This window comes from Pseudoalteromonas luteoviolacea (assembly GCF_000814765.1).
In the GTDB taxonomy this organism is placed as follows: domain Bacteria; phylum Pseudomonadota; class Gammaproteobacteria; order Enterobacterales; family Alteromonadaceae; genus Pseudoalteromonas; species Pseudoalteromonas luteoviolacea_H.
Window position 1 is genome coordinate 1 of record NZ_JWIC01000007.1, and the last position, 24,266, is coordinate 24,266.

At 40.5% G+C, this 24,266-nt stretch carries 20 protein-coding genes; 12 read left to right on the forward strand and 8 right to left on the reverse strand.

Features of this window, described 5'->3' with window-relative positions; genetic code table 11:
- From JF50_RS27200 to JF50_RS27795, 6 genes are all read left to right on the forward strand, one after another.
- Nucleotides 1–472 (forward strand): hypothetical protein (locus JF50_RS27200; RefSeq protein WP_039610205.1); only part of this gene is annotated, 472 nt, incomplete at its 5' end.
- Between the two features lie 383 nt (nt 473–855).
- On the forward strand, nt 856–1,629 hold the full coding sequence (locus JF50_RS14545) for an alpha/beta fold hydrolase (protein WP_039610206.1): 774 nt from the start codon (nt 856–858) through the stop codon (nt 1,627–1,629).
- A gap of 222 nt (nt 1,630–1,851) precedes the next feature.
- On the forward strand, nt 1,852–2,127 hold the full coding sequence (locus JF50_RS26155) for a hypothetical protein (protein WP_052262322.1): 276 nt from the start codon (nt 1,852–1,854) through the stop codon (nt 2,125–2,127).
- Nucleotides 2,128–2,761: 634 nt separating this feature from the next.
- Nucleotides 2,762–4,654, forward strand: a complete 1,893-nt coding sequence (locus JF50_RS26160; RefSeq protein WP_152614551.1) for an acyltransferase family protein — start codon at nt 2,762–2,764, stop codon at nt 4,652–4,654.
- Nucleotides 4,655–5,192: 538 nt separating this feature from the next.
- Nucleotides 5,193–5,555 (forward strand): alpha/beta hydrolase-fold protein, encoded by a 363-nt coding sequence (locus tag JF50_RS27790; protein WP_052262324.1) that lies wholly within the window; start codon nt 5,193–5,195, stop codon nt 5,553–5,555.
- Nucleotides 5,522–5,992 carry an alpha/beta hydrolase gene (locus tag JF50_RS27795; protein WP_268747834.1) on the forward strand — a complete coding sequence of 157 codons (471 nt, stop codon included), beginning with the start codon at nt 5,522–5,524 and terminating at the stop codon, nt 5,990–5,992. The genes JF50_RS27790 and JF50_RS27795 overlap by 34 nt, the downstream gene beginning before the upstream one ends.
- Nucleotides 5,993–6,192: 200 nt before the next feature.
- Here JF50_RS27795 and JF50_RS14565 read toward each other — a convergent pair whose 3' ends face one another.
- The gene (locus tag JF50_RS14565) at nt 6,193–6,402 is read right to left on the reverse strand and encodes a helix-turn-helix domain-containing protein (protein ID WP_039610207.1); all 210 of its coding nucleotides are present in this window, start codon (nt 6,400–6,402) and stop codon (nt 6,193–6,195) included.
- Between the two features lie 2 nt (nt 6,403–6,404).
- Nucleotides 6,405–6,920, reverse strand: coding sequence for a DUF2975 domain-containing protein (locus tag JF50_RS14570; RefSeq protein WP_039610208.1), 516 nt, complete (start codon nt 6,918–6,920; stop codon nt 6,405–6,407).
- Nucleotides 6,921–7,059: 139 nt separating this feature from the next.
- Here JF50_RS14570 and JF50_RS27585 point away from each other — a divergent pair, with 139 nt between their 5' ends.
- The 5 genes from JF50_RS27585 to JF50_RS14595 all read left to right on the forward strand — a co-directional run bounded on the left by JF50_RS27585 (nt 7,060) and on the right by JF50_RS14595 (nt 11,543).
- A complete protein-coding gene (locus tag JF50_RS27585) occupies nt 7,060–8,274 on the forward strand; it encodes a TolB family protein (protein ID WP_235423439.1) in 1,215 nt (404 codons plus the stop codon).
- Complete coding sequence (locus JF50_RS27590) at nt 8,253–9,131, forward strand: alpha/beta hydrolase family protein (protein WP_235423440.1); 879 nt, start codon at nt 8,253–8,255, stop codon at nt 9,129–9,131. Before JF50_RS27585 ends, JF50_RS27590 begins: the two co-directional genes overlap by 22 nt.
- Nucleotides 9,132–9,713: 582 nt before the next feature.
- Nucleotides 9,714–10,091: a DoxX-like family protein gene (locus JF50_RS14580; RefSeq protein ID WP_039610209.1), complete on the forward strand. Its 378-nt coding sequence runs from the start codon at nt 9,714–9,716 to the stop codon at nt 10,089–10,091.
- A gap of 334 nt (nt 10,092–10,425) precedes the next feature.
- Complete coding sequence (locus tag JF50_RS27370) at nt 10,426–10,830, forward strand: DUF4177 domain-containing protein (RefSeq protein WP_039610211.1); 405 nt, start codon at nt 10,426–10,428, stop codon at nt 10,828–10,830.
- A gap of 320 nt (nt 10,831–11,150) precedes the next feature.
- Nucleotides 11,151–11,543, forward strand: coding sequence for a hypothetical protein (locus tag JF50_RS14595; protein WP_039610212.1), 393 nt, complete (start codon nt 11,151–11,153; stop codon nt 11,541–11,543).
- A gap of 208 nt (nt 11,544–11,751) precedes the next feature.
- On the opposite strand, the gene JF50_RS14600 is transcribed toward JF50_RS14595, so the two are convergent.
- From JF50_RS14600 to JF50_RS14620, 5 genes are all read right to left on the reverse strand, one after another.
- Nucleotides 11,752–13,308 (reverse strand): tannase/feruloyl esterase family alpha/beta hydrolase, encoded by a 1,557-nt coding sequence (locus JF50_RS14600; protein ID WP_235423441.1) that lies wholly within the window; start codon nt 13,306–13,308, stop codon nt 11,752–11,754.
- A gap of 150 nt (nt 13,309–13,458) precedes the next feature.
- The gene (locus JF50_RS14605; protein WP_152614552.1) at nt 13,459–16,692 is read right to left on the reverse strand and encodes a two-component regulator propeller domain-containing protein; all 3,234 of its coding nucleotides are present in this window, start codon (nt 16,690–16,692) and stop codon (nt 13,459–13,461) included.
- A gap of 596 nt (nt 16,693–17,288) precedes the next feature.
- On the reverse strand, nt 17,289–18,266 hold the full coding sequence (locus JF50_RS14610; RefSeq protein ID WP_039610214.1) for a GGDEF domain-containing protein: 978 nt from the start codon (nt 18,264–18,266) through the stop codon (nt 17,289–17,291).
- 480 nt (nt 18,267–18,746) lie between these two features.
- Complete coding sequence (locus JF50_RS26180; RefSeq protein ID WP_052262326.1) at nt 18,747–19,382, reverse strand: hypothetical protein; 636 nt, start codon at nt 19,380–19,382, stop codon at nt 18,747–18,749.
- A gap of 102 nt (nt 19,383–19,484) precedes the next feature.
- On the reverse strand, nt 19,485–19,910 hold the full coding sequence (locus JF50_RS14620; RefSeq protein WP_039610215.1) for a GNAT family N-acetyltransferase: 426 nt from the start codon (nt 19,908–19,910) through the stop codon (nt 19,485–19,487).
- Between the two features lie 288 nt (nt 19,911–20,198).
- Here JF50_RS14620 and JF50_RS14625 point away from each other — a divergent pair, with 288 nt between their 5' ends.
- Entirely contained in the window at nt 20,199–22,139 is a 1,941-nt protein-coding gene (locus JF50_RS14625; RefSeq protein ID WP_039610216.1) for a RecQ family ATP-dependent DNA helicase, read from the forward strand.
- Nucleotides 22,140–22,209: 70 nt separating this feature from the next.
- Here JF50_RS14625 and JF50_RS14630 read toward each other — a convergent pair whose 3' ends face one another.
- Complete coding sequence (locus JF50_RS14630; RefSeq protein ID WP_039610217.1) at nt 22,210–24,225, reverse strand: TonB-dependent receptor domain-containing protein; 2,016 nt, start codon at nt 24,223–24,225, stop codon at nt 22,210–22,212.
- Nucleotides 24,226–24,266 lie beyond the last annotated feature (41 nt).

A 24,266-nucleotide genomic window follows, 5' to 3' on the forward strand; every position in this document is an offset into this window, starting at 1 on the left:
TACTTTTTCTAAGTGTTTCAACGAAAGTGAGGGCTTTGCCAAAAGCTTCATTAGAGAAGGTAAAATCGCGTTTACGCCATTTACGACCGACTCAAGTGTAACCATCAGTGATGTACGTGTTCAAGTAAGTGGTATTTCAAAAATCAAAGGTGATTTGGTGACTTTGAATGCCCAATTAAATGCTTTGGGAACACATGCTGGTGAAGTATTGACTCATGCCGTTGAGCCTAATATAACCTACTCAGTAAGTATTATTGAAAATAATATGACTTATAATGATAAAGGTGATAAGTATCGCTCTGTAGGTATGAGTTATATAAATGATCAGGGTGAAAAAGAAATTAAATCTGTTAATGGTTTTTCTCCTGGATATATCGAAACTCAAGGTGAGATCGAACTGTTTTTAATTGGTGATGATACTACTAGTAAAGGTGATGTATCTATTAACATTAAAAAGGTTAATATAGATTAAGATAATGTGGTTTTAATTTAACCTGTTATTTTTAATGAAAGCCACCTCTGCAAAGTTTAGTCTCTGTATTAGTGGCTTTTTTAATGTGTTTTATATATTTCTGTTGGAAATACGTTAAATTTACAGTGTTTAAGCGCTAATGTCATTTTACTTTCCCCTGTATGTGTATCTATTTATGATAGGGTATGACGTGGAGTTTGGGACATTTTAAACTGTTAAGTGTGAATTTGATCTCTCTCAACTTTAACTGTTCATTTATACAAAGTTGGTTCTCTTGTTAAGCATAAATACGTTATAGTATTTTCGATTTATTCATTACTGAACCTCTGTGAAAGTCAAAAGGAATTTTAAAATTCATTCAGCCAAAGATGTAGGGAGAATTAATGAACACCTGTGGTTATATCGAAATTGACGATGCCTCTATTTATTATCAAGTGTCAGGTAACCTAAGAGGTAAACCTCTTGTGTTACTTCATGGTGGACTAGGTTCGATGAAAGACCTGACGCCGATACATACATATCTCGCTGATGAATACTGTCTAATTTACATTGATTTGCGAGGACATGGTAAATCAACACTGGGTAGTGTCAAACTGAGTTATGAGCTATATCAAAATGATGTTTTAACCATATTATCTTTCCTAAAAATATCTCAATTTTCACTGTTTGGGTTTAGCGATGGCGGCATTGTTGCCTATCGAATTGCCGTTCAATATCCAGAAAAAGTAAGTCGTCTGATAACGCTTGGGTCACAGTGGCGTTTGGAGCCAGGGGATCCCTCAATAGAGGTGCTAAAAGGCTTAACTGTAGAGTTTTGGTTGGAGAAGTTTGCAGATGATGTCGCCAATTATCAATTATCTAATCCACAACCACACTTTCATAAATTGGTTGATACAGTCAAAGCGGTTTGGCTAGATACAAGTGAGTCTGGGTACCCAAATAGTGCGGTAGAGCAAATTCAATGTCCCACTCTTATCATGCGAGGAGATCATGATTTCTTATTCTCGTTAGATGAGGCCGCTACTTTACAAAACAAGTTAAAGGATGCTGATTTTGCTAATATCCCATTTACAGAGCATGCTTCTCATCAAGAATCACCTGAAGTTGTGGGTAAAATACTGCAACAGTTCATGTTAAAAAGACGATGTGATCTCTAGCTATATTTCACTTTAAAATTGAGAGTACTAGTTACAAAAGTGAATATAATTTTTGATTGGTTACCCGTTAGGTGTCCACTTTAATATGATGAGTAAGGTGGGGGGGAACATTTATTACAAAGATCATTGATTTAGCATTTTTAGCTACTTATCGTCAGCGTTTTTCCTAATCATAGTTAATGGATTACTTAAAGCAATAGAGTCACACAGATTGAAAAAATAATGCAATCAAAAAACCATCATGGCAAAGGAAATCAAAAATGGGCCTGCTTCCCTCTAATCGCGCATTTATACAACGTGGCAATATGGCTATTCTCGGAACTTGGCGTAAGTAGTCATAACATTGTCGGTACAGAATTATCGTTGCTAAATGTATCTGATGGTGAAGTGTTAGGTGATCTACTGCGATCACTGTGCCCAAATGCGGACAGATTGACCAGTGATGGTGCTTATGATTCACGAGATTGCTATGTTGAAATTGCAGCTAAGGTACTGTAGCTTGAATCCCGCCAGGGGAAAACGCCCAATATTGGTAGAACGGGCATCCGAGAAACAGCGCCATAGTATTAATGCATCAATTTGGGTTAAAATAATGGAAAGAAAGTCTGGTTACCATAACGCTCACTGGCTGAAACGGGTGTTTATCGTTTTAAGCAACTTGTGGGTGACACGTTAAAAAGCCGTAGCTTTAATCGCCAACAGACAGAAGTGATGATTGAAGCCAAGGTATGCCGAGTTATCAGTAAAAATGACAAGACAATTAGGAGGTCTATTGCTGGTGAATGTATAAGGATCTAATCCTATTTTATTGTTTATTATTTTTGTGGTAAAAAATTAGTATTGGTTTGGAGGGCGAGTCACTTTGGATTGGCCTAGTCTTTAGTTAATTGTAAAACTTAAACTAAGGTGTTTGCAGGTAATCGTTAATCAGTTAAAGTGCATGGGCAAATTGGATGTCGCATGCCAAAGTAGTCGTTTGAAGCTTGATCTAACTTTGTCGGTTAGTGATTCCACATATATAACAGATTTAAATATTTTAGGTTCTAACCAACTCTATGCAGTGATTAGAATAGTATTTATGTGACGATTATTAAGGCGTTAGGTTTTATGGTAGAAAATCGGGATAATAATTTTGAAATATAGAAGTGATATAGACGGTTTAAGAGCTATAGCAGTAATGTCAGTTGTTGCTTTCCATTCGGGAATCACAGCACTCTCTGGAGGCTACGTTGGTGTTGATGTGTTTTTTGTAATAAGTGGATACTTGATTACAACATTAATATACAACGAAATGAAAAATAACGATTTTAGCTTTGGTCGATTTTATAAAAGACGAGCTGCAAGGTTGTTACCCGCGTTATTTATAACACTATTTGTTGTGCTTGTATTTGGGTTTATAAACTACAACAATAAGACATTTGATAATTTAGGAAAAGAAATTTTCTTTTCATCTTTTGGTGGCGCAAATATCCTCTTTGCTCAAGGAGTGAACTATTTTGCTAAAGATGAAGCTTATCAGCCATTAATTCATATGTGGTCTCTAGGTGTTGAAGAGCAATTTTACATAATTTGGCCTGTTATTTTGTTGCTTACTTATAAGTTTGCAAAGAAACTAATCATACCCGTCGCTAGTATTTTATTTTTTATTTCCTTAGGCCTATCGATTAACTCTGTTGCTGAAGGTCAAACCAAAGGCTACTTCCTTCTGCATTACAGAGCATTTGAATTGTTAGTTGGTGTTATCACAGCATTGTTGATATTAAAAAATAAAGGGTTTAATTTCAGTGAGAATGTAAAGCAAGTTTTAAGTTATACAGGCCTCTTTTTGATCGCCGTTCCAATGTTGATTCTTGATGAAACCTCTAAATTTCCAGGTGTTAATGCTCTATGGCCCTGTATTGGTACGGCGTTGATTATATCTTTTCCTAACAATGGCTTGGTTACTAAACTCTTATCTCACAAGTGGATGGTTTTTGTAGGGTTAATTTCATATCCATTGTATTTGTATCATCAACCTTTAATATCATTTATTTACTTTTTCAATTTACAATTGTCTTCACTAGAAATGTTTTCAGTTGTTACGCTTATTTCAACAGTTGCAGCTTGGTTGACATACAAATATGTAGAGAAGCCTTGTAGAAGGATGGTTCACTCAACTGAGTCTAAAGCGTCTACTATCAAAATTGCTTCAATGGCTGCACTAATCCCTATGTTTGCTGTCGTAGGCCTATTTATTGCGAAAACCAATGGGTTTGAAGCTAGATTCAAGTATCTAAACCCGTTTGCCCTAGAGATCAGTGCTGCACATTCACAAACATTCCATGAAAACTTTGAGCGTGGATTTAAGGTCTCAGATTCTAAAGAATCAAGCGTATTATTTGTTGGCGATTCAGTTTTGCAACACTACATATTACCAATGAAGTTGGCGCTTAATCTTGCGGATGATGATGTGGACACGGTTACTAGAGGTGGGTGTGTACTACTCAAAGGCGCCGATTTTATAGATAAATTCTCAGATATATCATGCAATGATCTACGTGTTGATTTGTACAATGTAGAGAAAAAGTATAAGTATGTTGTATTATCACAAGCATGGAGCAGTTATGGCTCGTCGGTGTTAAATTTCGACGACGGCGCTAACGGTTATTCAAAGTGGTCGGGACTGCTAGATAACACTGTTGAGCATTTCTTGAAGATTGCCGATAAGGTTATAATTTTTGGTGCGCACCCTCAAGTGAATGGTACTTTATCATTACAGCCCTCCATTACAAGTAGTAAAGAAACTTTTATTAATCACTTAAATCGACTTGAGGTCACTAATATTAGTCAGCTAAATCAAGCTAGCTCTTTCTTTGAGAGATATAATCAAAATAAAGATGTGCTAGTCATCGAGCCGTCTGACATTTTCTGCCAAGAAGCATGTACTTTACATAATGGCGAGTGGTCATTCTATAGTGACTCTCAACATCTATCTAATGCCGCAACGGACTACGTCAGTAGTCATATCACGAAGAGTCTTTTATAAAAATAAGATAGAAAAGTCAGTTGGCGTTTTTGCGCCGCTGACTTGAACTTTTCGGGTCAGAGGGTTACTCATGTAATATTTTCATTTTATTGCTTTGAGTAAAAGTAGCTTACGACTAGTGTCACTTTTGCAATGTTTAGGCTATGTAACTGTAATACTGATTATAAAAGAGCGCGATATTAATAATTTGGTAAATTTTAAAGGCTTTTAATGTTTTATAATGAGTTTTAAAAGGTCTATATTTTTGATGAGGACTTGTAAAAATAATTTAATAAATTATGTAGAAATTAAAAGTCATTATTCTGAAGTGTATATTTCAATGATGCGTGAACCTGCCAATTTAATGTAAAGTTAAAAGTAACACATACTAAAATAAAAATCTTTGAGTCGTTTTAGAGCTTGTTTTTAATATATTCGAATGTTATAAAATCTACCTATATTTTTTAATTATCATTTTGGTGAACTCGCTCTTTGAGTGATATATTCATAGGTAGTTAAAAATTGCTATCAACGAACACTTCAAAAGGGATTTTGTATTTTGAAAACTCTTGTCTATGCATTTCTATTCCTTGTTTCAACCATTGTTGATGCATCTAATTTTAAAGTCTTACAACTTCCTAAACCCCAAAATTTAGCTGAGCCTCCACATATCACTATTGCATTACCTGCATCTTATGCAGCCGACACAACAAAGACATACCCAGTATTGTACCTACTTGATGGTGAACTCAATGGTGAGCTAGTTGACGGCATGCTAACTAGGTTGTACCAGTCTAACGGAGCGAATGAGCACATTGTTGTCGGTATTACGAGTCGCGATCGTCTTAGAGATTTCGCGCCAACTGTTAATAAAGATCCGCGAGGCCTGTGGGAGCGGGTGGGGGCGGTGATAAATTTTTAGATTTTATTGAAAAGGAGCTCATTCCACAGGTCAATAAGACTTATCGAACTAACAATTTTAACGTTGTAGCAGGTCACTCAATTGCTGGCTTATTAGTTGTTCATAGCTTTCATTCCAGACCAAAGCTTTTTCAAAGTCATTTAGCCTTTAGCCCTGCAGTTTGGTGGGGAGCCCGGGAAACATCTAAGGCGACGAAAATGTATGTGACTTCTAAGCAGCCTATTAAAAATTACTTATACATGAATATTGGGAGTGAAGGTGGAGAAATGCGTGAAGTTTATAATTCTCTATCACAAGCAATTTTGAGGAATCGCAATCTTGATTTAGAGCTCAGGCTAAACGAGTTTAATGACGACTCCCATGACTTTACAATGGCGGCGGGGCTGTTTAATGCGCTGACAGGGCTTTATCAATATCAACAACAGCAAGGCATGTAGAGTGCGTGTATGATAGCAGGTGCTGCGATGTTGGGGGGTTTCCGAATGTAATACGTGGTTGACTGCTGATGCTCAATGAGTGCATACAATGAGCATGCCAATACTCTAATATCACTTTGATTATATTGATTTTTATTTCGGCTAAACTATCAGATAGCTTTGGCCGAATTTTAACCCATGAACATTTTTAACGAGCTAGGTTACACGTCATTTTTAAAAGCCAAAATATCTCCTGGCTGACAATCCAAGTAATTACAAATTTGCGCTAGAGTTTCGAAACGAACCCCCTTTACTTTACCTCTTTTAAGCAGGGATAAGTTGGCTTCTGTGATACCGATGGCTTTTGCGAGCTCCTTTGATGAGACTTTTCGCATAGCCATAACAACGTCAAGGTTAACGATGATCTCCATGACTAAATAAACTCCTTATTTTCATCTTCGATCTCTTTTGCTGCTTTTAGCAAGTAGGCAACAATTGCCAGCAAACCCAGTGTGATCAGCTCATCAAAGTCGATGGTTAAGACCACTTCAGCATCACCAAAAATAGCCTTATGCCAAAACCCCACACCTAATGTCAGTGCGATGTAGTAAACAGTTGATGCAATCTTAAGGAAGATAAAGTTGATGAAACAGCGAAAGCACTGATGAGAGAAAAACATCCCTTTTTCAAATAATGACAACAGCTTACAAACCCAATAAATGGCAGCGACGACAAACAGCAGTATTGGTGCGCTGGCTAAAAGTAACACCCACTGGTTTACCTGATCAGACGTCCATAAGATATTGAACAGTGCGTTATCAAAATAATTAATTTGGTTGTTGAACACAAGTTGGTAAAGATTAAACACAATAACCAATGCGGTTATGGCGATGACCACTAGGCGGATCGTACCGCTCTTTCTTTGAATTGTTTCTATTGTTTGCGACATGAGTAATCCGTATTCAGCCCTGCTTCTTGTGATGAACTATATCACACATAAATTTATTTCTGAAAAAAAATAAAAATTTATCGTTTTACAATAATTTTATTTCATGTAATGATGTTTCCAAGTTACCAAGGAGAATCAAATGGAGAACCAAATAATGAATAAGAACCTATCTGCATTTAAATCGGTCGTTATCAGTGCCGCTATCGGCTCAAGTATTTTATTAACAGGGTGCCAATTTACCAATACGCTGGACAGCACCAAGGCGATACAAGCTCAGCAAGTCACAGAGTTGGTAGAGCTCGAAAGTTTATTCAGCCAAGATCAGATCAATAAGGTATCTCTATCAAACGATGGAAAGTGGATAGCCTTTATGCAAATGAATAACGGCGGTCAAAATATTTTTGTATTACGTCAGGGCGATCAATTAGAGAATGCAGTTGCACTCACTGATTTTGCTGACGGGGTCGACGGGTTTGTCTGGTCGGCAAATAGTAATGAAATACTGTTTAACAAAGATTTTGAGGGAAATGAGAACGACCAAATTTTTACTTTACGTTTTTCTCCAAAGCAAGCGAAGTTAGCACCTGTTATTAATCGGTTAACTCACAGAGATGATGTTGATTACATGTTTGTCGAGCAGGTAAAGAATGACTCTAATAAAATAGCGGTTTTGGCTAATCACAGTAGCAGCCAATTGGATCTGTTCCATATTGATATCAACACACAAGCAATCACCTTGATGCAAGATAATGATATTTCATTTTTTACTGCCCAATTGGATGATGATGGCTATGCTGCGGTTGCCGCTAAATTAAACTCCGACAACTCTGTCACAGTATACAAACGTTTTGGTGATGGTTGGCAAGAAGTGTTTCAATCTGAAGTGGGCGAAAATGTCAGTGTGATCAGTTACGACAGTGACAGTAATAAGGCCTTTATTTCTGGCAGTATTCAGGGCCGGGATAAAGAGGAGTTATTGGAGCTAGACTTAACGACTCACAAACTAAAAACCGCACATAAAGATCCCGAAAATCAATCTGATTTATATCAAGTTATATTTGATAAAGTGGGTAAGCCGATGATTGTTTCGTATTATGGTGGTCGCTTGCGCAATTATGCTTTGAGCAATAGCACAGCCACAACAATGCGAAAAATAGAAGCACAGCTTAGTGGCGACTATGATTTGTTAGTCGAAAAGATTGAGCATGATAAAGGGCAGTGGTATCTCAAAGTATCATATGCTGATAGGCCTGACGAAAAGTTTGTGTATAACAGCAACTCGGGCACATTGACTGATTTGTTGAACCAAGCACCAAGTTTTAACCCGATTTATTGGGGGATAGAAGTTCGATAACTTACACGGCCGCAGATGGTGTTCAAATCCAAGCATATCTAACTTTACCAAAACAAATAAAGCAAAATTTGCCTACGATTATCCTGCCACACGGAGGCCCATGGGCTAGAGACGAATGGGGGTATTCAAGTAATTATTTTGTGCCTGTCGCTCACTTTTTTGCAAACCGTGGTTATGCTGTTTTGCAACCAAACTTTAGAAGCTCGACAGGGTTTGGTAAACAGTTTATCGAACTAGGTAATAAAAATTGGGGGACTGGCGCTATGCAGCAAGACTTAACCGATGGCGTTAATTACCTTGTTGAAATGGGTATTGCGGATAAACAGCGTGTAGGGATCATGGGCGCTTCTTACGGTGGGTATGCCGCTTTAGCTGGCGCGACTTTTACACCCGATATATACAGTGCAGTGATTTCATATGTTGGGCCTTCTAGCCTTACGGCGATGGTTGAGTCTTTCCCTGCGCATTTTAGGCCTTATATGGGCACTGTTTTTGCGGGTGTTGGAGACCCTTTAATTGAGGCGGACAGAGCGGATATGGAGTCACGATCTCCCATTAATTTTGTTGACAAAATAAAGGCGCCAATCATGTTAATTCAAGGTGCAAATGACCCGAGGATCCCACAATATCAATCAGATACGATTGCTAAAAAGCTATTTGAAACTGACAGAGCTGTTGAGTATATCCTAGCGAAAGATGAAGGACATGGTTTTAGGTCACAAGATAATAAGTTAGCGTCAATTATTGCGATGGAGGCCTTTTTTGCGAAGCACTTAGGAGGCATGCAATCATCTAAGGTTAACCCAAAGGTGAGAGAACACTTAACTTCATTAAAGGTAGACGTAAGTAAGTTGTAATGACTTATCTCTCACTGTGTAATGCGCACTGGATAGTGCGCTTTTTTTATTCAAAATTGAGCCCGCAGAGAGCAAAATAAAGGAAGCGTACTTTGTGCTCACTGTTAGCCCGTCGAGCTAATACTATACTCGACGACAGCAACAGAACATAAAGTGCGTGATAATAAGTACATATAGCATGTTCTATTAATTGCTATTGCAAGGTCTTTAATTGAAAAAGCTAACAATCACTCTTGTAACTATGTGCTTTTTAACTAATAGGTTGGTAATAAAGCCGGAGTGATATTGGCCTATATAGTGACCTTGCTTCTAACTAGTCGATTTGGTTAGCAATCGAAAGGCTTGGGAAAAAATCTAAACTGATAGAATTTAAGTTCATTACAGTTTGGTTATTTAATGAATTAAACTTAGGGTAAAAGGCGGTTTGGGCATCAGGGTTATATGGGGCAATTGTGTTGAACTGTCGACTTTTATTACAAAGGTTTTTAATGATGATTAAAAAGTCATTCTTATTTTATATATCAGCTAATTAAAAGTTTCACTGCATTCATATTCTAATTCGTTTTTACTAGAGGTTTCGTTTTGTCCACAACTCAAATTGCTCGATATGTTATCTGTTTCGCTTGGCTGTACCATGGTATTTTTCCAAAGTTAGTTCATGTTGCACCATTGGAGCGCCTAATGGTTTCTAGTGCAGGCTTTTCAGAAGAAGTATCAATTATGATTACCCGTGCTGCTGGAGTAGCAGAGGTATTATTTGGTTTGATGTTTTTCTTTCTTTATAAGCATAAACTCATCAATGTGTTAAATATACTTGGTTTAATAGGTTTACTCATAGCTGTGTATGTATTACAGCCTCAGTTGTTAATTGAAGCATTTAACCCGGTTACGACCAATATACCACTGATTGCTTTGAGCTATATCTTACTCAAAGAAAGCGCCGAACATAAAAAGTCCTAGCCGACTTTTGACTTTCGGCCCGTTGTCAAAATAGCGTGTTTTATCTAATTTATTGAGAGTTTGGCAGTGTAGAGCAAAGTCGTTTGCTCATAGCACAAGTGACTTAAACGTGTGTTGTGCTAGAAAACTGGCGTTTTCCCAGCCAAATTTCTGATTGCCAACAATATGAAAGTTAATAATTATAAGTATACTTTTCATGTAGTTAGAGTTTAATGTACACGGGTGCATATAGTGCTGTCGTATAAGTGACGTAAAACAATCGGCAAACTTGCGTAACAGCATACGAGCGCTTTCCACATAATAAAATCTCAAAGAATGAACGGTCACAACAAATATGAAAATAAATGCTGAATTAGTGCTCAGTGCAAGACAAGATAAAGCGTGGTCTCAAGATGAGTTAGCAATTGCATCTGGGCTTAATCTAAGAACGGTGCAAAGAATAGAATCAGAAGGCACTGCGTCGTTACAGTCAAAAAAAGCGATTGCATCGGCATTAGATCTGAGTATTAGCGAGTTGGACCACGAGGAGCCAAAGACAATGACAAAATATGAATATAAAACGTTAGAACTGCCGTTTAAATTTGGGATTTTTAAACAGGGCACACCAGACATTGACGAGGCATTAAATGCAGAAGGCAAGGATGGGTGGCGTTTAAAGCAAATGGTTTTACCAGCTTCATCCAATATGGGGCAGTCTGAAAAAATGATTGCAATTTTAGAGCGCGAGTTAGTTGAATAACCACCTCAAAAAACGGTATGTGTAGTTAAAGTGAGTTTGATTAAATTATTTCAATGACATTAGAAAGTCAAACAGCATACCGTAAGACCTTTATTGCAATAAAGATTATAGCGCTCAAGGAGACTCAGGCTTGCATCAGCACCCAATGAGAGCATACCGGGTTCTTACCGCACCAAGTACAAAGAGCGTGCAATATTGTTTAATTACTAATAGTATGAGCGCGATACGCTCAACAGGTGACTTGTTTTAGGTTTATTGGTCTAAACAAAACAAACAGAGCGAATAGTATTAACGACAGAAAATCAATCTTGAGAGGTAGTATGATTCAAAAAATAGCGGGTTGGGCATTGGTTACATCAGGGGTAGTTGGATTGGGTTTGACTGGGTACTTGATTTTTACGTCTATGGAACTGAATTTGCTATTAGCTTTTTTACTGGCTGTGTCGATTTTGCCTATTGTGTCCGGGATATATACGCTTAAAAACCAGCGTTGGGCGTTATGGATTGGTTTGCTTTATTTCTTGGTACAAGTCATACGTATCGAAACTTCGGGTTTTGCCTGGTCATTTGAAAGCCCTATTTCATTTTCCTTTGCACTGACTCATGAACATACACATATTGGGTTTAACTTATTTGCGGCAATCATGTTGATTATATTTATTAAACTACTTCGAGCTAAGCCCAATACCGATAATACTGAGCAAAGCATTTAATCAACACATTGAATTAGAATCGCATACTACCGTGTGTCCCAGCCTATATAAAAGTAGGTAAAGACAGGAGCAAGGATACAGATGCATCATTGCTCCTAGTTTAATTAAGGTGCTAGAAAGCCAGGTCTATAACTCGAAGCTTTTGTTGGGTCGCCTTTACCATCATAAATCGCTTGCAGTGGGTAAGGATAGACTGGTTGCGCCCTGATCACAGCACCTGTGTATTTTCCTTTTGCGTAAGCAGGCTATCTGGAGCAACACCACCAATTATCCAAGCTTCCAAAGCGCTGATGGCATCGAAAGTGGCATTGCCTGGTCCATCTATACCACAGTGGATAACACCAGGTAATAAAAAGAGTCGCGCAAAGTCTCTGACTTCGTGATCATGGCTCTGCATAAAAGCATCGACATTTTCATACCAATCAATTGTTGCATAGGCGGGGATCGCTGCATCAGCCCAGCCATGTAACACGATCATTTTACCCCCACTTTTTTTGAACTCGCGCAAATCGGGGTCGTCTGCATCAATTAACTGGCTCACTTCCTGTAAGTTCTGCTTTTCATCTTGGTAAGAAAAGTCCCGCCAATCGTAGTCCACATCAAGCGCTTCTGGGTACGCGATATATTTGAGGTACTCGGTAGCAGCGTAATAGGCGAAAGGCTTCAACTGTTCGAGCAGTGGTGTGACCCAGCCAACCCACTCAGGCTCTGAACCATAGGGTAATCCACCATAAATTACTTCTCCTTGGGCGTTTTTAGATGGGGCGTAAAGGGCCTTTACAGCATTGACCTGTTGGCTAGATAAACAGTTGGTGACTTGCCCAGGATCGCAAGCCAGAGTTTGTGGGTCAAAATCACAGAGTCTGGGGTCGTTGATTACACCGTCTATCACGCCATCTTTATGATCACATGCTGCCATCACCGCGCCGGCTATCATTGGGATCTCACTCGAAGATAAAATGGGTTCATTTCTGTCGTTGAGCACCGCACGTGCATTATCCATACAGTTAACAAGGTTTACGTCTGTATAATTGACGGTAGGCCCTCTGGCAATCACGCCATCGAAATCATTAGGGTATCGTTTGGCTGCCATTACACCGGCGTGACCACCTTTGGAGCAACCAGTGATAAATGAATATTGAGGCTGTGAATGGTAAAACTTTTCAATAATTGCTTTGGCGGCAACGGCGACAACATGGTTTGCACGATACGCAAAGTCTATTTTGAGCTGTTCGTTGTTTCGTGCCCATTTACCATCAAATCCATATGCGGTATGGCCACCGTCATGACTCATCGTGGCGTAGTGTCTAACAATGCCAGCCATAGGAGGGTAGGGACTAACATCACCGCAAAAGCCCATACACGCATTAAGTAAATACTTTTGATTCCAAAGTGCTCGGGAGGGCAGGCGTAACTCAAAACGTATTGTTGGTGTAACATAGCCGCGCACGAGGCAATGATCAGGCAAACTTGTTTGCGATTTAGGAATAGGCGCCCCCATGAGCCTACTGTGTTTATATGCCCACTCTGATTCCGTGGCATTCATTGTGTAGCCTTTGATAAAACTGGATTCAATTACATTTGTAGCGGCTTCTCCACGCTCGAGTTTAGAGAAGTCATCAAACCTAAGTGACATACATGCGCGCTCTTCAGCACTGAGTTGCTGATCTGCAGGTGTTGCCATTGTGAAATTTGAAAAGCCACATAGACTCGTTAGGCCCAGTAACCAAATCGATTTACCTTTCATGATAGTTTTTATCGACATACCCATTTATCTCCTTTTGGTATCGCAATTGATAATTATTATCAATTGCGGGTATTGTCTTGTATTCGGTTTAGAAACTCAATAGGGGACGGGTTTATTACTTGTTAATTTGCGTACGCAGAGGCACTTATATGACGAGTTGAGTTGTTTTTATTTCAGGCTCGAAATACTCAATGTGATGGTGATATTAACGCCACCCAATTCACTATGAGCAGCGGAAATACTGCCACCATGGCGGGTAACTAAATCTTGGCAAATAGCGAGCCCAAGCCCAGTTCCCCCTTTGTAGAGAGATTTATTTTTTTCACTTTGATACATTCGTTGAAATATCGTCGTGAGCTCAGAATTTGATACGCTAGGCGCACTGTCTTGAATTGATATTACCAGTTGCCCAAGTTTTAAATAGGCATTTAACTCGATTGTTGTAGGCGGCGCAGTATAGCGAAGACTATTTGATAGCAAATTAGAGAGCACCTGTGTTAAACGATCGATATCGGCATGAATTTTTGTCGTTATTGGTACTTTTATATTGAAATTAAACTGTGTATTGGGTCTCTGTGCTACTCTTGCTTGCGCATCTTGGCACCATGCTGTGAGCCAAGGCTTAACCGCCATATCTTTACAGTTAAGAGCTCGCTCTTCAAGTTCAGTCATGGCCAGTTGCTCGATGTCCGTAACGAGCTGATTAATATCTCCAATACGTCTGTGCAGTAGCTCGTAGGTTTTTTCACTGTCGTCTAATAAGTTGTATTCCAGACCCTCTATGGACATTTTCAATACACTTAAAGGAGTGCGGATCTCATGAGACACTTCAGCAAGCAGTTGCTTTTTTCGAGCTAGTAATGCTTCTGAAAACGCTGCACGATCTTCGATTCTTTGTTGCGTCGCTAAAATCTTAAATCGCCACTTCATAGCCTGATACATAAGCATGAATAAGAGGGTTAACATTAACGCATACGCCCATTTTGTTTGCCACCAAGGGGCTAACAATTGGAAGGAGTAGCTAACAGGATCTCCAACCTTTCCTTGTGAACGGGTTCTCACCTGAAACTCATATTCGCCAGGAGACAAGTGATTATAAGTGATTTCGCTTGATGTGGACGGCTCGCTCCAGATTTCGCTGCTACCGAGAAGGCGAGTTTGGTACAAGGCTCGCTCTGGTGAAGACCAGTCATTGTGCGTGAACTTAAATAAAATTTGCAACGTGTCTGGGGAAAACTGAGTAGGGCTATTTTTTGAATCGGTCGTGGGGTAATTGTATTTTCCGTCCTTATCTAAGGATACGATTTCAAGTAATTGTGTGTTGAGACTCGGAGTAATATCTAGGTGCTCAGGTTTGAAGTAAGTGAGACCGCTGCCCGAGCCCCAGTAGAAGGTGTCATCAAGCATGGTTGCTGTATTGAGGGTGGCATCAACCGCCAAATAACCATTGTCATACACAAAAGCGTCTAATTTGAGCGGACTGGCTGGATCGAAGAGTGATTGTGTGAGAAGACGGTTATTACCTCGCTCTGTGCCTATCCACAGATAACCTTGGTGATACTTTAGCCCAAGCACGATGTTACTACTGAGCCCTTCTTGAGTACTGATATGGCGTCCAAGCCACTGATTTTTCACTTGTGTTAATGCCAAAACGCCTGTTCTGGTGCCGAGAAATAAAGTATTGTTTTCACTTTGTTCGATGCTGTATGCCCAATTACTGGGCAACCCACCTGACTCAGTAAACCGATACACAGTGTCATTGTCCACATAAAATGTACCGTCTCCGTTTGTAACAAACCAAACGCGCTCAGAGTTATCAATAAAAACATCGATTATATATTTGCGCTTAGACACGTCTAATAGCTGTAATTGATTGCCACAGCTACGATAGAGCCCGTTATGTGTTGCCATATATAGACAGTTGTCTGGAGCGGGCACGATTTGATGAATAATATCAGCCGAGAGTCCTTGTTCACGCCAAATATGCACACTATTTTGTTTGCCTAAAACAGTTACCCCTTGGCGACTGCCCAACCAAACTCGACCGTGTTGATCTTGTGCAATACTGTGTATGTAACGATTGTAAATGGGGGCAGCGGGTTCAAGCCATGTTTTATTATCGAGTATTTGTATGCCGGTACCATATTGACCTAACCACAGCCGATCATGAATGTTGGCTAATGCACTGACACGTTCATTGAGCAATCCGCCGCGTCTCGTCAGTAACTTAAAGCCTGTGTCTTTTATTCGATTTACACCACCACCGTATGTGGATACCCAAATATTGCCCTGAGTGTCTTTCATAATATTGCGTATGTGTTTGTCACTCAGTCCGTTTTGTTTATTGAAATTTTGCGCATAGTGGTGACTGACCTTAAATACACCTTGGCTGTCGTCACCCAGCCAGAGCGTATTTTGCTCGGTATCAAAATACATCGTGGTGATATTGGGTGTGTTTATTCCGCTCAAACGTGCCGTAGACAGTGTTGATTTATTAATATGGCAGACATTGCCTGAACGCAGCGCAAAATACACATCACTTGGTGTGCTTGTTACTGTATTTATGGCACCTAAACACGCATTGTGGAATTTAAATTCTGCTAATTTATCTTTGGATAACTGAAATAGGCCGGAGTTTGCGGCAATCCACAGGGTATCTCCGTCAACTTCTAAGTCATTAATTAATTTAAAGGGTGTACGAGGGGAGATTTGCTCAAGGGTATTACTTTTCAAGCGATATAAGGCGTTATTGCTGGAGAAAAAGAGCGTTTCACCAATCGTTGCGACATGGTCTACTTTGCCAGAAAAAGGCTTGTCATCAATTTTTAAGGTATGAAACTGTTGCCCATCGAAAGTATTAAGCCCGTTGTCAGTTGCCAGTATTAATTGCTCTGACGCTGAGGTTTCAATATCCCATACTCTGTTGTTGTTTAAACCATGGCTATCATTGAAACACCTGAAATGATCACCAATATACTGACAGAGCCCTTCACCATTGGTCGCCAACCACAACATACCTGCCTTGTCTTGAACAGTTTTATACACCGCGCCAGTCGGTAAACCTTGTCGAGTAGAAAAGTGTCGTATATCTGACAATGAATTCAGTTCATATTGAGCGGGTTTGACTTGTGTCCAACGTGGGGCGCTGGTGCTATTGTCGACAGCGTCAAAAGAAGCAATAAATGAAGTTTCAACAAAGTGAGATGGTTGTCTGGTAAAGAGGCCTATCTCTGTCCACTTGATGGCATCAGGCTTGTCTAAGTCTATTTGATTAGACTTTTTAAGCACTGGGCTACCTTGGGGCAAGGTGAGTTTTGATGTATCGATCCAGGTAGCCGTTTGGTATTTTTCTGCACTCAATTTGTAAACAGTATTATGCGGTGAAGCATTGTGTGAAGCCACAAAACATGCTGTTATCGCGCATAGTAAGCAAATGATGTGTCGATACAAAAATATACTTCCTAAAGAGAGTTTTTATATAGCCATTAATGAGTGATAAGTTTATTTTTTTATTATGTATTCTGATACATTTTTAGCCTATTTTTACTGTTAAGGCCAATCTACAATTTGAATTTTAGTATAGCTAATTCAGATACATGGCAATCCTTTGAAAGCAAGATTATGTTATCACATTCGATGGATAAGGGAATTAGAAAGTATTGATAAAAAGTAAGAGGCAGTTGGTTCACTATGGCGTCGCCGATGCTTAGAAATTGAATTAATGGGTAGGTCGTTCTATGAGCATGGTAGTACTTTACCCGTAATGGTCGATGTGAACACTGGATCTGATAAGGTTATTGATATTAATATATTGATTCTTAAGCTTTCTTTTGTAAGTGGGTGCTAACATCAGCATTGTTCAAAGAGACACATATATTTGATTTGTCAGCAACCACTTGTTTTACTTAGGCAGAGCCTGTAGGCATGTTTCTCTACTTTGTTAGTTATTTTAAATAACACAACTCAACGAATGAAAACTCAACGCTAGATTAATTGCCTCACTCTTCTTTTTGCTGGGATTTTCTCTGGGCTTTGTTTTCATAGAGGGCTTGATCCGCCAGTTCTAACAGCTGCTCAATTGCAGCATTGGCTGTAATCTCACAGACGCCAAAGCTCATTCCCAACGCAACACTTTCGACTGATAATTGAGACGGCACCAAGTTTTGAATACGTGCAATAAAGCTTTTTGCTGTCTCGGCATCCATGCCTGGGATCAGAAGCATAAACTCATCACCGCCGAGTCGAAATAACTTGTCATTTTTACGTGTATATTGGCTAATCAGCTTGACGAAGTTAACGAGCATTTCATCTCCAATACCATGCCCCAGCTTATCGTTTAATGTTTTAAAGTTATCTAAGTCAATCATGATGATAGAGCATGTTTGTCCATATCTGGTGACACGCTCTGACTCGAGTTCAATATTTTCTATCAGCGTGCGTCGGTTAAGTGCACCTGTTAGTGGGTCTTGTGTTGCGACGCTTTCTGCGGCATGAATTGCTTCGTTATAGGTTCTTACAATCACGGCTGTCAGGAGCAAAACAAGCCCTGACGACATGGCAGATCTCAAGGCAATTTCCATATGCAAACTGATAAAGTTCAGGTAGGTAATGACAGCCCAGCAGCATGAAGTTGTTAAACAGGCCATTTTGAAAGGGAACACCATAAAAACGCCAACTAAGAAAGCGGGTAACCAAATGACAGCAATGATGGGGGACTGGAATGAAAAGTATATGAGTGTACTACCCAATACTGCGCTTAAAACTAGGCACTTTAATACACTAAGCCGCCCTTGTAATAGTCTGACTGAGGTAAAAAGCAATGCAACAATGACAATAACAACCGCGATGGCTAGCCCATAACTATGATCTATGGCGTAATGAATAGGGTAATACAGCAAAAACGCAGCCGTTACGATAAGTAGGTAAGCAGCATAAGTTGGATATCGATTAATGAGAATTGGCTGTGCTTTAGTCAAGGCGCCAAAGCGTTCTTTTAACTTAAGGATAGGAATACCTTCAAAAAAATAAAATATCTACAGGTATAAGTGTAAATCACAATTTTAAATCATCAACAGTGTCCCTTTTTTGAAGGCAGTCATACGATGATTTGTTTGTACTGCTCTGCTGCTTGCGCATCAAAGCTAGGTGCTGCCATGAATGACATCAGAAGTGCTGCACTTACAGTTACTAGCGTTTTCATTTTTAATTCCTTTTGATTGTTTGATAATTGTCCAGTCAAAATTTGCCACCAAAGGATAGCGTTATCAATTTTGTATGTGGAGTTAGTATGACATGTAGGGATCAAGCGCTGTACTTTAGCTTCACAAAGCGCAGCGCTTTTCAGTTATCATCGATAAAGTCAGAGGCTTAAGTTTACCAAGGCTAAGCATCTGCTTTATCCGGTAAAAGTTAGCTCAGCCGTCTAAGGTAAGACTGCGAGTTATGTGTGGTTTCAGCTACAGAGACTCCGCGGATTTGACCACTTTTTGCGGCGCTTCTCGCCATGAAAATCGGCCATCATAAGATTGGCAAACTAATGTGGTATTTCCAGCATCCGCTAAGTATATCTGATTTGTTTTTGATGCTGGGTAACTAAAGTAATCACTGCATTTAGCACTTTGCCCGGGGCCAACGACGACTTGCGTACCGACTTTAACTTTACAACTGACGAGCATATCTAAAGGGGAGTAACTCGGGCAGATCACATTGTCTCGTCGATATTGAGAGATAGAGCCTCGAGGTTTGTCGAAGGTCCACCACTTTCCAAGTTTAGAACCACTGTACTCACTGTTCCATGCACGCCAGATGGTGATCTCTTTTGTCGTAACAAACACCTGCCCTTTACATAAGCCACCTTGTTGCTGCGGCATAACCACGCCAGGTGGGAGCTTTTCATTTGGTAGGAGCTTAAGCCCGGTATGCTGCTCTATTGTACCAATGCAGTCATTCTTTGCCGTTTCCAGTGCGTTTGACTCGCTCGTTAAACTGGTTGTAGTACAACCAAATAGCAATAAAAAGCTGGTAGATATCGCGAGTGGCTTTAATCTACTAGTGATTGTTCTGTAGTGAGGTTGTTGATTTGGCAAAGACATTTCATTGGCTCCCTGTGCTTTTCATACCGACAGTTTAATGTGCATTGATAAAAATGTATCTTTCACTACATTACACGAGCATTTATTTGATCAAACAGGGTACTAACGTTTGCTAAATACACTCTGCTGTTTTGCTTGGGTAAAGCCAAGTCGGTTGTAAAATTCATGGGTTTCCACACGTTTGCAGTTGCACCTAACTCTAAGCTCCACATTTAGCGTTTGAGCATACTGATAAGCTTGTTCAACAAGTCGTCTGCCAACACCTTGCTTTCTGACTTTTGGGTCAACGACTAAACCGCCTATTTCATAAAACATAGCAGAGGCTAGTCGGTGCGCTTTAAACCCGTGAAGCCACCCAGCAATGTGTCCATTTACCTCACATACCCAAACATCATCATTGGTTGATTCAAGTAAATAGGCCAGCCGTTGCTGAGCTTCGTCATAGGTCGTGTTTGAGTAGCCTAAAAAGCTCGATAGTGTATGAATTTTATCGGCGTCAGTGATGGTTGCTTGGCGCACATGTGCCATTAAATACTCCTTATAAAAACATGGGCTTTAATAATACGTGTTTGGATGTTTTGCGCACAAAATAATAGGCGATTGGAACAGTACTGTTCAAATAGAAAGCGATAGATAGCACTCATTGTTTGCACGTAGTGCAAAATAAATGAAATTCGTCATATGTGAAGCAAAGGTGCCCTAATAGCTGGTATCATAAAATACATAATTTTTATGGGCGTGAATTAGCATTTGACCTGCTGTTTGGCTAAATAAGATGGCCAACGCTTATGCTCACACATCACAACGAGACACTTTATGCATCAAGCAGATATACACCAGACGCTAGACCAATATTTTGGATTTAGCGCTTTTAGGGCTGGGCAAGCACAAACCATTGAGCAATTAATTGGTGGCCAGTCTAGCTTGGCGATATTTCCAACGGGCTCGGGAAAATCCTTGTGCTATCAGCTAACTGCTTTGCATTTGCCCAATCTCACGTTAGTGGTTTCTCCACTGCTTGCTTTGATGCAAGATCAAATCGAGTTTTTAAATAAAAAGGGGATACCAGCTGCAAGTTTAGATTCGACGCAAACCTATGAGCAATCACAAAGTGTGATGCAAGGTGTGAGAGATGGTCACATCAAAATTTTGATGGTGTCTGTTGAGCGTTTTAAAAATGAGCGCTTTCGTGGCTTTATCAAGCAAGTGCCCATTTCTATGCTGGTGGTCGATGAGGCGCACTGTATTTCAGAGTGGGGTCATAACTTTAGACCGGATTATTTGAAGTTACCGCAAATTCGCAATGAGCTGAATATTCCTTTGGTCCTGCTATTAACAGCAACCGCAACAAAAAAAGTAAAACGAGATATGGCGCATCGATTCGCCATAGATGAGCAGCATATTGTACAAACTGGGTTTTATCGCGCCAATTTAGATTTGAGTATTCAGGGCTGCACCGAGAGTGAGAAGCTGCCGACGATTTTATCGTTTTTAAGCCAGACACAGGACAGCGGCATTATTTATGTCACGTTGCAGCAAACGGCAGAAGATGTTGCAAAACAGCTGCAAGCGGCAGGGCAAGACGCGGTTGCCTACCATGCAGGATTAAAAGATGACGTAAGGCAGCAGATCCAACAGCAATTTATGCACAATGAAAAACGTATCATCGTGGCCACCATCGCATTTGGTATGGGGATTGACAAGTCAGACATTCGCTTTGTTATTCATTATGACTTACCAAAGTCTATTGAAAACTACAGCCAAGAAATTGGCCGTGCTGGGCGAGACGGGCAGCCGTCAAAATGTATTACGCTGGCAAATTTAGACGGGGTGTCAACCCTTGAGAATTTTGTGTATGCAGACACGCCAGAGCTTGGCAATATTGAATCATTGCTTGATGAAATTCGCTCGTCAATGTCGCAAGGGCTTTGGGAAATGCAAGAGCTGAGTGTATCTAAGGCGACAAACATTCGTCTGCTTGCACTAAAAACGGCACTTGTACAACTGGAACTGTTTGGTGTGCTGGAAGCCAAATACGCATTCTATGCTGATTTTCGTTTTAAATGGCTGCACCCAGAAAACAAAGTGCTGAGCTCCTTCGACGCAAATCGCCAAGCGTTTATTCAGCAGCTCGTGTCAAACACCGACTTTAAAAAAGTGTGGGGAACGGTTGATATGGCCGCTTTGGTCAATCAAGGTCTAGAACGGGGCCGCGTGGTAGCAGCATTGGATTATCTACATGAGCAAGGCATGATCTTGCTTGAATCTAAGCGCATGATGCAAGTCTACCAAGTAGATGAGACGGCTTTGAACGCCCCTGAGCTCGCTAACAAGTTAAGTGATTATTTTTCTGATAAGGAGCTTGGGGAAGTAAAGCGCATAGCCGCCATGCTGCGCTTTTTTGAGTTACAAAACTGCTTGTCTAATAACCTCGCCAGATACTTTGACGATCAGCAAGTGCCGCAAAGCTGTGGGCATTGTAGTGTTTGTCGTGGAAGCTCTGCGCAACTGCAATTTAGTCAAGAGCCGCTTTTTCCAGATGATCAGCAATTAAGAGATGACATCAACGGGTTAAAAAACTACCTCAACCAAGCAGGCATTGAAGCGACAGCCGCAGTACTGGTGCGCTTTTTAACAGGCATGACAACACCGATGTCGACGGCCAATAAGTTTAGGCAGAGAGCTGGTTTTGGTAGTTGTAGTGCTTTGAGATATAAACAGGTTGAGAGTAAGCTTTCTCAGCTTGGGTTGGTTTAATCTGGTTGCAATCGCCTAGCAAGAAAAAAGAGGCCTACAAGGCCTCTTTGTTCAGCTGACTAGAATTTTATTATAGTTGCCATGTGATGGTGGCACGAATATCACGGCCAGGCTCTGCAACACCCGTGTCAATTGGGCCGATGGCTGCGTAAGTTGCGTGGTCGTAGTAGAACTTATCAAAGACGTTCTTAATGGCGATATCTAGCTTCACATTTTCGTCGTTCGTGATGTACCAAGTCGCTTTTAAATCATGGACACCGTAACCTACTTTTTCAGGCAGCTCTGTGTTATCCCAAACATAGGTCCCTGAATCATCCAGTCGCTTCACTAAGCGTGCTTGCCAAGCCAGCTCTATCGAGTCTGTGAGTGAGTAGTCTGCACCAAGTGTCAGAGTGTCACCGACAGAGGTACCGATTGACCAATCTTGATCCGAAATCGCGGAGCCCGCCAGTGCTGGGTTAACGTGCGTTTTCCATTCAGGGCGGCTGCTGTTGAACGCCAAAGACACAGACACACGGTCGAAGCTGTAACGCGCATTGATGTTTAAGCCTCTGTTTTCTAAATCGCCGACATTGCTTAGGAAGTTTGCAGGTTGGCTTTCGATGTTTTTCGCAGTAGACACGGCATCATCAATGGTCGACATATACACATCAGCTTGGACAACGAGGTTATCACCAAGATATTTGAAGCCCACTTCGATGTTTTCAGCCACTTCTTTACGTAGGTTTTCATCGTTGTCATAGTAGCCAAGTACAAATAACTCTTTTACTTTTTGACCACGAACAGCTTTAGCATACCCTGTGTTGACTGATAACTCAGGCGTTAGCTCATAAGTTAGATTCAGGTTAGGACTAAAGCCACTTGAGTCAAAGTCAAACCCGTTATCGTCTGTTAGCTCATATTTGTCGTATCTGACACCGGTGCTGATCTGGAATTGATCCGTCACTTGGAAATAATCTTGGATATATAAACCCAGTACTTTGCCTTCTTCTACCCCTGATAGCTCGTAATTAGAACCGATATCTTCCAAAATCGCCTCATCACTTCGGTAGTCGAAGCCTGCAACAATTTTGTGCGTTTCAAATAGCGCCGTATTTTTTAGATCAAACCCTTGTGAGTCATACTCTGCAAAATAGGTGTTTTGGACAACAACACCGGCTCTATTTTCACCTTCAGGATGAGCATGCGTGATAGAGTTCTTCGTTTGATATGCAGAGAAAGCAACATCAATAAGGTCATCTTGTGGCGCATAGAAGTAGTTTAATGTACTTGTAGTGCGCTCACTTTCTTGCGGCAGGGCAAAGTTCTTACGACTTGGGTGCCAGTGTGCGCGAAGTAAACGCGTGCCGTCATCATGGCGCACGTCATGGCTTAAGCTAAACGATTGAGTGCTGGTTAAGTCACCACTGATTTTTGCAAACCCGACTTCTTGCTCTGATTGTGAGTAAGGGATCTCGTCGCCATTACCATCTTCCATGTTTTCAGTGTCGCGTTTGATCAGTGACACAAGTGCATCTATATCTTCAGTTACACGGCCATATAGTGTTGAGCTTGCTTTAAAGCCTTCGCTATTGCCGTAATAGCCTAACTTGAATAACGCGCCAAATTGCTCGTCTGGGGCAAGTAAGTCCGAAGCACTTTTGGTTTTAAATCTCAGTGCACCACCAAGTGCACCTGACCCCGAAGTTGCATCACCCGCACCAGCGACAACATCAACTTGCTTCAAAAGCTCAGGCTCAATAGATAAACGACCTTGGTGGTGGAATAAGTAGCCTGCTTGTAATGCGCCATCAATACTGACATTCAGCATGGTGTCTTCAAGACCACGCACGTAAATTTTCTGTGCGACTGGGTTTGAGCCACCCACAGACACTTGTGGTAAAGATCTAAAAATGTCAGATAAGTCGTTGGCTTGTAACTGGGTTAGATCAGTTTGGTCAATGATCATATCGGCGTCAGAGACTTTTCCATGAACTTCGATGATTTCAATCTTTTGCTGTTGATTGTCTGCCAAAGTAGCGGGAGACGCGAAAGTTGCTGCAGCGACAGCAAGGGCGATAGATGTGCGAGAAAAACCAAACTGCATTGGTGTGTTCCTTTATCTTAAATGAAAATAGTTATCAATAC

What these genes read in the sequence shown, in the direction of transcription:
- JF50_RS14570 (WP_039610208.1), bottom strand. Translation starts at nt 6,920, where the DNA reads ATGTCGCAAACAATAGAAACAATTCAAAGAAAGAGCGGTACGATCCGC.
- JF50_RS14565 (WP_039610207.1), bottom strand. Translation starts at nt 6,402, where the DNA reads ATGGAGATCATCGTTAACCTTGACGTTGTTATGGCTATGCGAAAAGTC.
- JF50_RS26155 (WP_052262322.1), top strand. Translation starts at nt 1,852, where the DNA reads ATGCAATCAAAAAACCATCATGGCAAAGGAAATCAAAAATGGGCCTGC.
- JF50_RS26180 (WP_052262326.1), bottom strand. Translation starts at nt 19,382, where the DNA reads ATGTCTTTGCCAAATCAACAACCTCACTACAGAACAATCACTAGTAGA.
- JF50_RS14620 (WP_039610215.1), bottom strand. Translation starts at nt 19,910, where the DNA reads ATGGCACATGTGCGCCAAGCAACCATCACTGACGCCGATAAAATTCAT.
- JF50_RS27585 (WP_235423439.1), top strand. Translation starts at nt 7,060, where the DNA reads ATGGAGAACCAAATAATGAATAAGAACCTATCTGCATTTAAATCGGTC.
- JF50_RS14595 (WP_039610212.1), top strand. Translation starts at nt 11,151, where the DNA reads ATGATTCAAAAAATAGCGGGTTGGGCATTGGTTACATCAGGGGTAGTT.
- JF50_RS14630 (WP_039610217.1), bottom strand. Translation starts at nt 24,225, where the DNA reads ATGCAGTTTGGTTTTTCTCGCACATCTATCGCCCTTGCTGTCGCTGCA.
- JF50_RS14545 (WP_039610206.1), top strand. Translation starts at nt 856, where the DNA reads ATGAACACCTGTGGTTATATCGAAATTGACGATGCCTCTATTTATTAT.
- JF50_RS14625 (WP_039610216.1), top strand. Translation starts at nt 20,199, where the DNA reads ATGCATCAAGCAGATATACACCAGACGCTAGACCAATATTTTGGATTT.
- JF50_RS14600 (WP_235423441.1), bottom strand. Translation starts at nt 13,308, where the DNA reads ATGTCGATAAAAACTATCATGAAAGGTAAATCGATTTGGTTACTGGGC.
- JF50_RS27370 (WP_039610211.1), top strand. Translation starts at nt 10,426, where the DNA reads ATGAAAATAAATGCTGAATTAGTGCTCAGTGCAAGACAAGATAAAGCG.